Raw genomic sequence first — 13,396 nt, 5'->3', positions numbered from 1 at the left:
ATTCACTTGTCAAAGAACCGAGGAGAACTAAGCCCCTCAATCTACCGCCGAACAACCCCAACTCACCGCCAGGACCCGGCAACAGAAGACCGCCGGCACTACGTCGCTGCAGCGCCGCCGTCGATGAACGTGCTTATAGGGGGCACGACCCAGGCTGTCAACACGGTCTTGTGACACGCGTTTTCCCGGAGCGGTAGTCGACTTTCGGCTGATTTCCGGGACATTTTTGGGGCCTAACGATGAAAGCCGGATAAGTTGCCGACAATTTCAGCGAAGATTTCTGTGCCTTATTTTTCACCAGCCGGCAAACTTCCCGCAGAACCGGGGTTCTCGCCTGCCAATGCCCAACTCCCGCCCCATTTTTCGCCGACTGAGATTATCAGCCGACGCTTTTCTCAGGAGAAGCGACACCGCTGGCGGAGCCGACATTGACAAGCCCCGACACGGGGCGGCAAAGTCACCGCCAATTCAAGGAAGGCGCCCGGGCCCATAGGCATGTCCCTCGTCTCGGACCCAAGCGCTCCACCAGATCAACGGGCGGAAGCAAGACACCATCCATGAATGCCGCGCGTCCTCTGCACCGGAACGATAGCGTCGAGCTCGGTGATCTGCCGCCGCTCCTGACGACTGGTGCGCGAGGCCTGCCCGACCGCCGTGGCGTGTCGATCCGCTGGTTGACGGGTACGGTGCTCGCCACCTTCGCCTCGACCTTTCTTATGGGTGGCGCTCTCTACGCCGCCTTCGACGGCCGCGAGACCATCGCTCAGCCCTCGGGCACGGTCACCCGCTCCGCTGTGGTGGTTCCGACTCCCGACAACGAGATGATCGCCAAGAGCGACTTTCCCGTTCAGGAAGCCAACCTCGAGCCGGCCAGACAGATCCTCAAGGTGTCGACCATTGCCAAGGATGGCGAACACGACATCATCAGGCTGAAGCCATTCGCCAAGGTATCGACCCCACTGGTCTCGGACATGGCCGAGATCACCGACCCCATTCCGCCTTATAATCCGCTGCGCATTTTCGCCGACGCCAACGCCGGCACCTCCGAGGGTGGCGAAGCGATGCTTTATGGCGCCGCCGTCGAAGGCGACATGATGCTGAAGGTCACCGACTTCCCGGTGAACGACCCCAGCCTCGAGGCCACCATCCCACTCGACATCGCCCAGACGGAGCGGGTCGTGCGCGAGGCGGCAAGCTTCCTCAACGGCACCAACGTCAAGACCGCCTCGCTGTCGCCGGTCGACCAGTCGCGCTTCGACTTCGGCTTTGCCGAGCCCACCTCGCTCGACCAGTTCGGTGTCCGCATCATCCCCGAGAATGTCTCCTTCGTACCGACCACCACGGCCGAGCCTACAGCGTCCAGCACCGGCCACGCCTACGAAGACCGTCGCGTCGCCGTTGAGGCCGACGAACCGCTCGAGCAGCTCCTGACCGACAACGAAGCGACCGACGACGAGGCCGGCGACATCGTGCTCGCCTTCCACAAGGCCGACCGGTTGCGCCTTTTGAAGGTCGGCGACGAGGTGCGTATCCGCCTCGCCCCCGACCCGAACGACGAGACGGCGCGCTATCGGCCCATCCTCGTCTCTATCTATCGCGATGGCGGCCATTTGGGCTCGGTGGGCCTCGGCGACGACGGCAGCTATATCACCGTCGACGAGCCGCCGGCCACCGAGCAGGCCGACACCGGAGCCGACGGCGATGAGAACAACCCGCGGCCACGCCTTTACGAGAGCCTTTACGAGACGTCGCTCAAGAATGGCGTACCGCCGGCCCTCATCGACGAGCTGGTGCGCGTCTTCTCCTTCGACCTCGACTTCAACACGCGCATCCAGCCGGGCGACAGCTTCCAGATGGTCTATACGCTTGGCGACAATGGCGAGGAGACCGACAACGGCGAGATCGTCTTCACCTCGATCACCCTCGGTGGCAAGGAGCGACGCTTCTACAGGTATCGCGCACCCGACGACGGCACGGTCGACTACTATGACGACAGCGGCAAGAGCGCCAAGAAGTTCCTGATGCGCAAGCCGATGTCGGGCGGCACCTTCCGTTCGGGCTTCGGCGCTCGTAACCATCCGCTGCTCGGGGTCGTGAAGATGCATACCGGTGTGGACTGGGCCGCGCCGCGTGGCACGCCGATCATGGCGGCCGGCGACGGCATCGTCACCTATGCCCGCTGGAAGAATGGCTACGGCAACTATATCGAGGTCCAGCACACCAACGGTTACGCCAGTGGCTACGGCCATCAGACCGGCTTCGCCAAGGGCATCAAGGAAGGCATTCGCGTCCGCCAGGGTCAGGTGATCGGTTATGTCGGCACGACAGGCTTGTCCACCGGACCGCACCTTCACTACGAAGTGCATGTCAACGGCACGCCGGTCGATCCGCTCCGGATCAAGCTGCCGCAGGGCCGTACCCTCGACGGTACCGTGCTCGCCGCCTTCCAGTCCGAGCGCGACCGCGTCGATACGCTGCTCGCCGGCGACAGCCAGACGGCCCGCGCCGCGACCGCTCCGGCGAACGGCGGCTGAGGAAATCCCTTTTATTCTGCCTCAATAGCCGGCGGGGCTCCGGTCCTCGGCTTTCGCGCTTGGTGCGGGCGCCCTTGAACGGAAGCAAGAGCCGCCCCATGTCTGCCCTGACCCGTTAGGTCCGGGCCCCTCTGGCAGAAGCCGCCGGCGCATCTGCGATGTCGGACCTTTGTCGACGCATTCCGCCGGCAGAGTTCGCGACTTTGGACCTCACATTTGTTGTCACCCCCTGGCTCGGAACCCCGCTCTATCTGTGGCTGGCCTTCCTGACGCTCGTTGCCCTTCTGCTCGCCTTCGACCTCGGCGTTCTCCACCGCAAGTCGGAGGAGATCTCCATCCGCCAAAGTCTCGTCATGTCGGGCGGCTATGTCGCCATCGGCCTGATGTTCGGTGGGTTCGTCTGGTGGCACATCGGGGCCGAGGCGGGCCTCGCCTATCTCACCGGCTTCGTCATCGAGAAGACGCTGGCGCTCGACAATATCTTTGTCATCGCGCTGATCTTCTCGTTCTTCGCCATTCCCAGGCGCTACCAGCACCGGGCGCTGTTCTGGGGCATCTTGGGCGTCATCGTGCTGCGCGGCATCATGATCGGTGCCGGCGCCACCCTGGTCGCCGAGTTCCACTGGCTCCTCTATCTGTTCGCCGCCTTCCTGGTCCTGACCGGTATCAAGATGCTGGTAACCGAGGACAAGGAACACGACCTCGCCAAGAACCCGTTGGTCGGCTTCCTGCGCCGCCGGCTCAACGTTACCGATCAGCTCGAAGGCGACCATTTCTTCGTAAGGAAGCCCCTGGCCGGCAGTGGTCGCGTGGCGTTGCACGCGACGCCGCTGTTCCTTGCCCTTGTGCTCATCGAGGCGGCCGACATCATCTTCGCCGTCGACTCTGTGCCGGCGATCTTCGCCATCACCACCGACGCCTTCGTCATCTACACCTCGAATATCTTCGCCATCCTCGGCCTGCGCGCCCTCTATTTCGCCCTCGCCGCGATGATCCACCGCTTCCGCTATCTGAAACCGGCTCTGGCCCTGGTGCTGGTATTCATCGGCGGCAAGGTGTTCGCAGCCGAACTCATGGGCCTCGACAAGTTCCCCGCCGCCATCTCGCTGGGCGTGACCTTCGCGTTGATCGCCGGTGGCGTCGTCGTCAGCCTTGTGAAGACGCGGCGGGAGGCCAAAAAACTGCCGCTCGCCGGAAACAGCTCATAAAAATCATCACATCGCAGTGAGCCGGCTGGCGAGTGCCAGCCGGAGGGGTATAGAAGGCCGACCCCAACGGAACGGCCTCATGATCATCGGACCCTTTATCAACGGCGCCGCCATCATCCTCGGCGCGCTTGGCGGCGCGCTCATCGCCCACCGCATGCCGGAGCGCCTCCGGACCGGCATGCCTCTCGCCTTCGGCGTCTCGTCGATGGCCATGGGCGTGGTGCTGATCGCCCGCGTCGCCCACATGCCGGTGATGGTCATCGCCACCGTGCTCGGCGCGCTCGTCGGCGAACTCGTCCGCATCGAGGACGGCCTCGCGCTGGTCGGCGGCCTTGCCAAGCGACTGGTGGAGAAGGTGGCGACAACGCCGCGCGGCATTTCCCACGAGGCCTTCATAGAAAGCTTCGTCGCCATCCTCGTGCTGTTCTGCGCTTCCGGCGCCGGCATCTTCGGCGCGCTCAACGAGGGCATGACGCACGACCCGAGCGTATTGATCGCCAAGGCTTTCCTCGACCTGCCTACCGCTGCGATTTTCGCGACGGCGCTCGGCCTGTCGGTCGCCACCATCGCCATCCCGCAGATGGCCATTCAGCTCGCCCTGGCTTTCGGTGCCACACTGCTGATGCCGCTGACCACACCGGCGATGATCGCCGACTTCTCGGCCACCGGCGGCGTGATGATGCTCGCCACCGGCCTGCGCATCTGCGGCATCAAGACCTTCCCGATCGGCAACATGCTGCCGGGGTTGCTGTTCGCCATGCCGGTGTCGGTGCTGTGGTCGATGGCGTTCTAAAAATAAAAACCGGCCGAGTTACCCCGGCCGGTCCGATGTTTTTACACCAGCGCTGCTTACGCCGCGACGTCGCGGATTTCCGAGAACAGCAGCCGATCGCTGCCGCCGGTCACCGTCACCGTGTCGCCATCGTGGATATGGCCGGCCAGGATGCGCTCAGCCAGCGGGTCCTGAATCTGGCGCTGGATGACGCGCTTCAGCGGCCGGGCACCGTAAACCGGATCGTAGCCCTTGTCGGCGAGCCAGGCCCGGGCGCTATCGTCGAGCGTCAGTGTCACCTTGCGATCCTCGAGTAGCGTCTCCAGGCGCTTGAGCTGAATGTCGACAATGGCACCCATCTCCGACCGCTTCAGGCGATGGAACAGCACGATCTCGTCGAGCCGGTTCAGGAACTCCGGCCGGAAGGCCGAGCGCACCACACCCATCACCTCGTTGCGCACCGCTTCGACATCCTCGCCCTCCTTCTGGTTGGCGAGATATTCCGAGCCGAGGTTTGAGGTCAGGATGATCAGCGTGTTCTTGAAGTCCACCGTCCTGCCCTGGCCGTCGGTGAGGCGACCGTCGTCAAGCACCTGCAACAGCACGTTGAAGACATCCGGATGCGCCTTCTCGATCTCGTCGAACAGCACCACCTGATAGGGCCGCCGCCGCACCGCCTCGGTGAGCGCGCCGCCCTCATCGTATCCGACATAGCCCGGAGGCGCGCCGATCAGCCTGGAGACCGAATGCTTCTCCATGTATTCGGACATGTCGATGCGCAGCAGGGCGTGCTCGTCGTCGAACAGATAGGCGGCGAGCGTCTTGGTCAGCTCGGTCTTGCCGACGCCGGTCGGTCCGAGGAACATGAACGAACCGATGGGACGGTTGGGATCCTGCAAGCCGGCACGGGCACGGCGAACAGCCGTTGAGACGGCGTGTACCGCTTCGGCCTGACCGACGACGCGCTTGGCAAGTTCGTCCTCCATCTTGAGCAGCTTCTCGCGCTCGCCCTCCAACATCCTGTCGACGGGAACTCCCGTCCAGCGGGAGACGACCTGCGCCACATGGTCAGGCGTCACCGCCTCCTCCAGCATGCCGTTGGCTTGGCCAGCCGCTGCCTCGTCGATCACCTTCAGTTCGCCTTCGAGGCCCGGAATGACGCCGTAGGCAAGCTCGCCGGCCCGCTGATATTCGCCCTTGCGTTGGGCGACTGCGAGGTCGTTGCGCGCCTCGTCGAGCCGCCGCTTAAGCTCCGCGGCGTGGCCGAGCTTGTCCTTTTCCGCCTTCCAGCGGGCAGTCAACCCCGCGGATTCCTCTTCGAGGTCGGCGAGTTCACGCTCCAGCCGCTCCAGCCGATCGCGCGAGGCGACATCGGTTTCCTTCTTCAGCGCCTCCTGCTCGATACGCAGCTGGATGACCCGCCGATCGATCTCATCGAGTTCCTCCGGCTTGGAATCCACCTGCATCCTGAGCCGCGCCGCGGCTTCATCGACCAAGTCGATCGCCTTGTCGGGCAGGAACCGATTGGTGATGTAGCGATTGGACAGCGTTGCCGCCGCGACCAGCGCCGCGTCGGTGATGCGTACCCGGTGGTGCTGCTCGTATTTCTCCTTGATGCCGCGCAGGATGGAGATGGTGTCGGGCACCGTCGGCTCGTCGACGAACACCGGCTGGAAACGCCGGGCCAGCGCCGCGTCCTTCTCGACATACTTGCGGTACTCGTCGAGCGTGGTGGCACCAACGCAATGCAGCTCACCGCGCGACAGCGCCGGCTTCAGCAGGTTGGAAGCATCCATCGCACCATCGGCTTTGCCGGCGCCGACCAGCGTGTGCATCTCGTCGATGAACAGGATGACGCCACCCTCCGCCGCCGTCACCTCCGACAACACCGCCTTGAGGCGCTCCTCGAACTCGCCGCGATACTTGGCGCCGGCAATCAGCGCGCCCATGTCGAGGGCCAGCAGTTCCTTGTCCTTCAGGCTCTCCGGTACGTCGCCGTTGACGATGCGCAATGCGAGCCCCTCGGCGATGGCCGTCTTGCCAACGCCTGGCTCGCCGATCAGCACCGGATTGTTCTTGGTACGGCGCGACAGCACCTGAATGGTCCGGCGGATCTCCTCGTCGCGGCCGATCACCGGGTCGAGCTTGCCGTCGCGCGCCGCTTTCGTCAGATCACGCGCATACTTTTTCAGCGCATCATAGCCGCTCTCGGCCGACGCGCTGTCGGCGGTGCGGCCCTTGCGGATTTCGTTGACCGCCGCGTTGAGCGCATTGGCGGTGACGCCGGCATCCTTCAGGATCTTCGCCGTCCCTGCATCGGCCTCGACGGCCAGCGCGATCAGCAGCCGTTCGACGGTGACGAAGCTGTCACCCGACTTGTCGGCAAGCGCTTCGGCGGTTGAGAAAACCTTGGCGGTCGGTGCCGTCAGGTAGAGCTGGCCATTGCCACCCGAGACCTGTGGCATCGCATCGAGCGCTTTGTCGACGGCGGACAGCGCCCGGCCGGCATCGCCACCGGCGGCGTTGATCAAACCGGCGGCCATGCCCTCGGAATCGTCGAGCAAGACCTTGAGCAGATGCTCCGGCGCGAACTGCTGATGGCCGCGACCAAGCGCCATGGTCTGCGCCGACTGGACAAAACCACGCGCCCGCTCGGTATATTTTTCGAAATTCATATGGACATCCTTTCCTGGAGCCCGCGTCCCGCCGTCCGAAGCCCGGCGGAAGCGTCTGGATATCTTGGAGATTGGGACATGACCCTTGCCCCTCGCCGATCAATATGGGGAACGAGGCGAGCGCCGAAAAGGGGCAGCAAGAAAAGACAAAGCCCACCACGACGGAAACCGCCGGGCGGGCTCAAAAAACGACGTGACGAACCGCGTCAGGCGCTGGCAAGCGCCGGATGGAGAAGATCGTCGATGCCGAGCGCGTCGCGCAACATCGAGCGGTCTTTGGCGATATCGGCCACCGTGTAGCGGTCGAGCACGGCAAAGAAGGCGCCCAGCGCCTCGCGCAGCACGCGGTTGTATTCGCAGGACAGGATCAGCGGGCAGTCCTTGTGTCCATCCTCCGAGAAGCATTCCGCCATCTGGAAGCTTTCCTCGGTGGCGGCAATCACGTCGCCGAGCTTGATATCCTCGGCCGGCTTGCCGAGCTTCAGGCCGCCGTGACGGCCGCGAATGGTCTCGATGAACTTGTGATCCACCAGCACCTTCAAAATCTTGAACAGGTGCGTCTCCGACATGTCGAAGGTGGCCGCGATGTCAGCGACGCGGCTCGGGCGGTCGGGATTCACCGCGCAATAGAGCAGCACCCTGATCGAATAATTGGTTGCTTGGGTAAGGCGCATGACACCATCTGATTAAAGAGTTGACATTAAAAGTCAAGATTAATCGTTCAGATCCAGCATGCGCCTTTGCACAGGCAGACATAATTCGTGCAATTGCTGATCAGCTTTTATGACAGCCCTTTCGGGCAACAATATCGACGAATTGTCTAACCGACGCCCTCATCCGGCCGGAAAGTCGATGACTTCCCGGCCGGACGCGTAGGCCAACCCTCAGGCGAACTGGCCGTGGCAGTGCTTGAATTTCTTGCCGGAGCCGCAGGGGCACGGCTCGTTCCGGCCGATGTGCCCCCAGGTGGCGGGGTCGTTGGGATCGCGTTCGACGGGCGCGGCAACAAAATTCGATTCCATACCGATCGGCTCCAGCTCGAGACCGGTCGCCGGATCGGCGTGATGGGCCGATAGCACCCCTTCGTCGAAGGCCGGCGTTTCGGGCGGCGCCTGCCGGATCTCGACGCGAGCAAGGTTCGCCGTCACCTGACGGCGAAGATCGTTGAGCAGCGCCTCGAACAGCGAGAAGGCCTCGGTCTTGTATTCGTTGAGCGGGTCGCGCTGGGCATAGCCACGGAAGCCGATCACGGAGCGCAGGTGGTCGAGGTGAGCCAGATGCTCGCGCCACAGGTTGTCCAGCGTCTGCAGCAGGATCGCCTTTTCGACGCGGCGCATCAGCTCGGAGCCGACGCGTTCCTCACGGGCGGCAAAGTCGGCATCGGCGGCGGCGATGAGCCGCTCCTCGATCTCTTGATCGGCAATGCCCTCTTCCTTGGCCCAATCGGGGATCGGAACGTCGACGTTCAGCGTCTCGATCGCCGCGTCATGCAGACCCTTGACGTCCCACTGCTCGGCATAGGCGTTCTCGGGGATATGACGCGCCACCAGGGCGGAAATCACTTCGCGGCGCATGTCGGCGACGGTGTCGGCAACGCTCTCCTCGGTCATCAGCTCGATACGCTGCTCGAAGATCACCTTGCGCTGATCGTTCATGACGTTATCGAACTTGAGAAGGTTCTTGCGGATGTCGAAGTTGCGCGCCTCGACCTTCTGCTGCGCCTTTTCGAGGGCCTTGTTGATCCACGGGTGGATGATGGCTTCACCATCCTTCAGGCCGAGCTTCTGCAGCATGCCGTCCATACGGTCGGAGCCGAAGATGCGCATCAGGTCATCCTGAAGCGAAAGATAGAAGCGCGACTGGCCGGGGTCGCCCTGGCGGCCGGAACGACCGCGCAGCTGGTTGTCGATGCGCCGGCTTTCGTGGCGCTCGGTGCCGAGCACGAACAGGCCACCGGCGGCGAGCGCCTTTTCCTTGAGGCGGGCGACGTCCTCGCGGATCTTCGCCTCGCGGGCATCGCGCTCCGGTCCCGGCGGAACGTCGCCGAGGCGGTGGGCAATCAGCATGTCGGCGTTACCGCCGAGCTGGATGTCGGTACCGCGGCCGGCCATGTTGGTGGCGATCGTCACGGCGCCGGGCAGGCCGGCCTGCGAGATGATGTAGGCTTCCTGCTCGTGATAGCGAGCGTTGAGCACCTGGAATACCGGCTTGTCGCCGTCCATCAGCACGTCCGGATCGCTCTGCTGGAAGCCGCGCTTAATGAGAAGCTCAGCCAGCTGTTCGGACTTCTCGATGGAGGTGGTGCCAACCAGGATCGGCTGCCCCTTCTCCTTGCAGACGCGGATGGTTTCGATGATCGCCGCGTATTTTTCCTCGACGGTCCGATAGACCTCATCGTGATCGTCGATGCGGGAGATCGGACGGTGCGTCGGAATCTCGACGACTTCGAGCTCGTAGATGTCGGCGAACTCGTCCGCCTCCGTCGACGCCGTGCCGGTCATGCCGGCCAGCTTGTCGTACATGCGGAAATAGTTCTGGAAGGTGATCGAGGCGAGCGTCTGGTTCTCCGGCTGGATGCGCACGTGCTCCTTGGCCTCCAGCGCCTGGTGCAGGCCGTCCGAATAGCGGCGACCCGGCATCATGCGGCCGGTGAACTCGTCGATGATGACGACCTCGTTGTCCTTCACGATGTAGTCGCGGTCGCGCTGGAACAGCTTGTGCGCCCGGAGCGCCTGATTGAGATGATGGACAACCGAGACGTTCTCGACGTCGTAGAGTGAGCCGCCCTTCAAGAGGCCCGCGGCGCGGAGACGCTCTTCCATCCGCTCGGTACCGATCTCGGAGAAGATGGCCGTGCGCTGCTTCTCATCGATCTCGAAATCATCCTCGGCAATGCCGGGGATGAACGTATCCATGGTGTTGTAGAACTCGGAGCGATCCTCGAGCGGACCGGAAATGATCAACGGCGTACGCGCCTCGTCGACAAGGATCGAGTCCACTTCGTCAACGATGGCGTAGTGATGGTCGCGCTGCACCATCTGCGCCTTCTCGTACTTCATGTTGTCGCGCAGATAGTCGAAGCCGAGCTCGTTGTTGGTGGCGTAGGTGATGTCCGAGGCATAGGCGGCGCGGCGCTCGTCATCGGAAAGGCCGTGGACGATGATACCGACGGAAAGACCGAGGAAGCGATAGACGCGCCCCATCCACTCGGCGTCGCGGCTGGCGAGGTAGTCGTTGACGGTGACGACGTGGACGCCCTTGCCCGGCAGCGCATTGAGGTAGACGGCGAGTGTCGCCACCAGCGTCTTGCCTTCGCCGGTCTTCATCTCTGCGATGTCGCCGTCGTTGAGCACCATGCCGCCGATCAGCTGCACGTCGAAATGGCGCTGACCGAGGGCGCGCTTGGCCGCTTCACGCACAACGGCGAATGCGGGAACCAGCAGCGTCTCCAGATCGGTTCCAGCGGCGAGTTTCTCGCGGAATTCGAGGGTTTTGCCGGCAAGCGCCTCATCGGAAAGCGCCTCCATTTCCGCCTCGAGCGCGCCGATCGCCTCAACGGTGGGGCGATAGGAGCGGATGCGGCGGTCGTTCGCCGAACCAAAAATCTTGCGTGCTAATCCGCCGAGGCCGACCATGGCAGCCCATCCCTTCGATCAGAATTCCGTGTGCAGGTGCGGGAAAGGGAAGCGGCGACGCCCAGCGTTTGGTTCTGGGCCAACCGTTCGCCCGACCTGCCGAGCCACGCTCCATCTATGGCGGGGTCGGAGATATGTCAACGCTGGCCCCACCCGGATGGCCGGAATCGGCGCTTCCCGCGACCGCGCGATGCGATTGGTCTTCGGTGATGCACCGCTCCCACAGCGATACGGCGAGAGGCTGTTTTTTTGTCCGCGCCGTTACGGAGAATTTGCCGCCGCGCGCCGAGCGCGCTATAGGGCTGCCATCACGGTGCCGGCCCGATCTCCCGGGTGCCGGACCGAAGACAGGATCGTCCCGATGAATTTTGCTCCCGCAACCGGCACTCGCGGTCGCCTCGGTCTTCTCGCCGCCGCTCTCCTCGCGCTGCCCCTTTCCGTGCTGCCGGCCTCGGCCGACGACGTGGTGGCCCGCGTAAACGGCCAGGATATCACTGCCACCGAAGTGCAGATGGCCACCGACGTGTTCGGCGAGCAGCTTGCTCAGGTGCCCGAGGCACAGCGCCGCTCGATGGTGGTCGACGCGCTCGTCGACATGCATGTGGTGGCCGACGCCGCCAAGGCGGCTGGCACTGCCGACAGCCCGAAATACAAGGCGCGTATGGCCTTCCTCGAAGCGCAGGCCCTGCGCAATACCTATGTCGAGGACGAGTTGCAGGGCAAGATCTCCGACGAGGACGTCAAGGCCCGCTACGAAAAGGACATCGCAAGCTACACGCCGCCGGAAGAAGTGCACGCCCGTCACATCCTCGTGAAGACCGAAGATGAGGCCAATGCCATCCTGAAGCAGCTCGCCGATGGCGGCAATTTCGAAGCCATCGCCAAGGAAAAGTCGCAGGATCCGGGCTCCAAGGGCAACGGCGGCGACCTCGGCTTCTTCGCCAAGGGCCAGATGGTGCCTGAGTTCGAAGCAGAAGCCTTCGCGCTGAAGCCCGGTGAGACGTCGACCAAGCCCGTCAAGAGCCAGTTCGGCTATCACATCATCAAGGTCGAAGAACGCCGCACCCAGCCAGTGCCGACCCTCGACCAAGTGCGCGAGCAGGTGATCCAGATGGTCCAGCGCGACAAGTATCAGGAGACGCTCGCCAAGATGCGCGGCGAGGCCAAGATCGAGATCCTGACGCCGCCCGCCGCGCCTGCCGATCCGGCCGCCGCCCCGGCAACGCCGGCTCCCGCCAAGTAATAGACGCCTATCCGCCCCGGCCGCCCGTCGGCCGGGGTCCGCTATCTCCTCGTGAAGAGCCGAAGATGTCCGGAAACCTGTCACCGCTCGCCCCAAAGTCCTATCCCGAGCTGCCGGCCCTTAAGGGCGTGCGCTTTGCGACCGCCGCCGCCGGCATCAAGTACAAGGGCCGAACCGACGTGCTGCTGGTTGCCCTCGACGAGGGGACCGAAGTGGCCGGCGTCTTCACCACATCCAAGTGCCCGTCAGCGCCGGTCGACTGGTGCCGCGCCAACCTGCCCGCCGGCAAGGCGCGGGCGGTGATGGTCAACTCGGGCAATGCCAACGCCTTCACCGGCAAGAAGGGCCGCGAGACGGTGGAAGCCTCCGCCGCCTACGTTGCCGCCGCTCTCGGCGTGCCGGCCGGCGAGGTGTTCCTCGCTTCGACAGGCGTTATAGGCGAACCGCTCGATCCCAAGAAGTTCGAGGCAGTGCTCGCCGAGCTTTCCGGCCGCATGGCGCCGGCGCCATGGCTCGACGCCGCACGCGCCATCATGACCACCGACACCTTCCCGAAGGTGGTCACCGCCACGGTCGATCTCGGTGGTGTACCGGTGACGATCAACGGCATGGCCAAGGGCGCCGGCATGATCGCTCCGGACATGGCGACCATGCTGTCCTTCATCTTCACCGATGCGCCGCTGGCTGCCCCGGTGCTGCAGGACCTCATCGGCAAGGGGACACGGCAGTCCTTCAATTCGATCACTGTGGATAGCGACACGTCGACGTCGGATACGCTGCTGCTGTTTGCGACGGGCAAGGCGGCGCCCCATGGCGCGCCGCGTATTACCGACCCGGCCGACCCGCGCCTTGCCGCTTTCCGCGCCGCTCTCGACGGCCTGCTCACCGACCTCGCCAAGATGGTGGTGCGCGACGGCGAAGGCGCTCGCAAGTTCATCGAGGTCAATGTGACCGGCGCCACCGACGATGCCTCAGCCAAGCGTATCGCCTTTGCCATCGCCAACTCGCCGCTGGTCAAGACCGCCGTCGCCGGCGAGGATGCCAACTGGGGCCGTGTCGTCATGGCCGTCGGCAAGGCCGGCGAGCCGGCCGATCGCGATCGTCTGGCCATCTATTTCGGCGGCATCCGCGTTGCCGTCGACGGCGAGCGCGACCCCGACTATTCCGAGGAAGCCGCCTCGGCGGCGATGCGCAAGGACGAGATCGTCATCCGCGCCGATATAGGCCTCGGCAAGGGTTGCGCCACGGTCTGGACCTGCGACCTCACCAAGGAATACGTCGCCATCAACGGCGATTACCGCAGCTAAGCATCTGCCCGAAAAGTTGCAG

Annotated in this window: 8 protein-coding genes; 5 read left to right on the top strand and 3 right to left on the bottom strand. The window is 64.0% G+C overall.

All coding sequences use genetic code 11. From position 1 onward, the window contains the following. The first annotated feature begins 557 nt into the window (after positions 1 to 557). The 3 genes from AB6N07_RS04935 to AB6N07_RS04925 all read left to right on the top strand — a co-directional run bounded on the left by AB6N07_RS04935 (position 558) and on the right by AB6N07_RS04925 (position 4,535). Positions 558 to 2,534 (top strand): M23 family metallopeptidase, encoded by a 1,977-nt coding sequence (locus AB6N07_RS04935; protein WP_370676702.1) that lies wholly within the window; start codon positions 558 to 560, stop codon positions 2,532 to 2,534. Positions 2,535 to 2,737: 203 nt separating this feature from the next. Next, on the top strand, positions 2,738 to 3,742 hold the full coding sequence (locus AB6N07_RS04930) for a TerC family protein (protein WP_370676701.1): 1,005 nt from the start codon (positions 2,738 to 2,740) through the stop codon (positions 3,740 to 3,742). 79 nt (positions 3,743 to 3,821) lie between these two features. Continuing rightward, positions 3,822 to 4,535 carry a DUF554 domain-containing protein gene (locus AB6N07_RS04925; RefSeq protein ID WP_370676700.1) on the top strand — a complete coding sequence of 238 codons (714 nt, stop codon included), beginning with the start codon at positions 3,822 to 3,824 and terminating at the stop codon, positions 4,533 to 4,535. A gap of 56 nt (positions 4,536 to 4,591) precedes the next feature. On the opposite strand, the gene clpB is transcribed toward AB6N07_RS04925, so the two are convergent. From clpB to secA, 3 genes are all read right to left on the bottom strand, one after another. After that, a complete protein-coding gene (gene clpB / locus AB6N07_RS04920) occupies positions 4,592 to 7,189 on the bottom strand; it encodes an ATP-dependent chaperone ClpB (protein WP_370676699.1) in 2,598 nt (865 codons plus the stop codon). A 206-nt stretch (positions 7,190 to 7,395) separates the two neighbouring features. Then, on the bottom strand, positions 7,396 to 7,863 hold the full coding sequence (rirA, locus tag AB6N07_RS04915; protein ID WP_370676698.1) for an iron-responsive transcriptional regulator RirA: 468 nt from the start codon (positions 7,861 to 7,863) through the stop codon (positions 7,396 to 7,398). 210 nt (positions 7,864 to 8,073) lie between these two features. Next, positions 8,074 to 10,824, bottom strand: a complete 2,751-nt coding sequence (secA, locus tag AB6N07_RS04910) for a preprotein translocase subunit SecA (RefSeq protein ID WP_370676697.1) — start codon at positions 10,822 to 10,824, stop codon at positions 8,074 to 8,076. Between the two features lie 361 nt (positions 10,825 to 11,185). On the opposite strand from secA, the gene AB6N07_RS04905 reads away from it, so the two are divergent. Next, entirely contained in the window at positions 11,186 to 12,067 is an 882-nt protein-coding gene (locus AB6N07_RS04905) for a peptidylprolyl isomerase (RefSeq protein ID WP_370676696.1), read from the top strand. Positions 12,068 to 12,132: 65 nt separating this feature from the next. Continuing rightward, on the top strand, positions 12,133 to 13,374 hold the full coding sequence (gene argJ / locus AB6N07_RS04900) for a bifunctional glutamate N-acetyltransferase/amino-acid acetyltransferase ArgJ (protein WP_370676695.1): 1,242 nt from the start codon (positions 12,133 to 12,135) through the stop codon (positions 13,372 to 13,374). The last annotated feature ends 22 nt before the right edge of the window (positions 13,375 to 13,396 follow it).

Source organism: Pleomorphomonas sp. PLEO (assembly GCF_041320595.1).
Taxonomy (GTDB): Bacteria; Pseudomonadota; Alphaproteobacteria; order Rhizobiales; family Pleomorphomonadaceae; genus Pleomorphomonas.
This window is presented reverse-complemented; position numbering and strand designations above follow the sequence as displayed.

Excerpts from the sequence above, each read along its gene's own strand:
- AB6N07_RS04935 (WP_370676702.1), top strand. The coding sequence starts at position 558 with ATGAATGCCGCGCGTCCTCTGCACCGGAACGATAGCGTCGAGCTCGGT.
- AB6N07_RS04925 (WP_370676700.1), top strand. The coding sequence starts at position 3,822 with ATGATCATCGGACCCTTTATCAACGGCGCCGCCATCATCCTCGGCGCG.
- clpB (WP_370676699.1), bottom strand. The coding sequence starts at position 7,189 with ATGAATTTCGAAAAATATACCGAGCGGGCGCGTGGTTTTGTCCAGTCG.
- rirA (WP_370676698.1), bottom strand. The coding sequence starts at position 7,863 with ATGCGCCTTACCCAAGCAACCAATTATTCGATCAGGGTGCTGCTCTAT.
- secA (WP_370676697.1), bottom strand. The coding sequence starts at position 10,824 with ATGGTCGGCCTCGGCGGATTAGCACGCAAGATTTTTGGTTCGGCGAAC.
- AB6N07_RS04905 (WP_370676696.1), top strand. The coding sequence starts at position 11,186 with ATGAATTTTGCTCCCGCAACCGGCACTCGCGGTCGCCTCGGTCTTCTC.
- argJ (WP_370676695.1), top strand. The coding sequence starts at position 12,133 with ATGTCCGGAAACCTGTCACCGCTCGCCCCAAAGTCCTATCCCGAGCTG.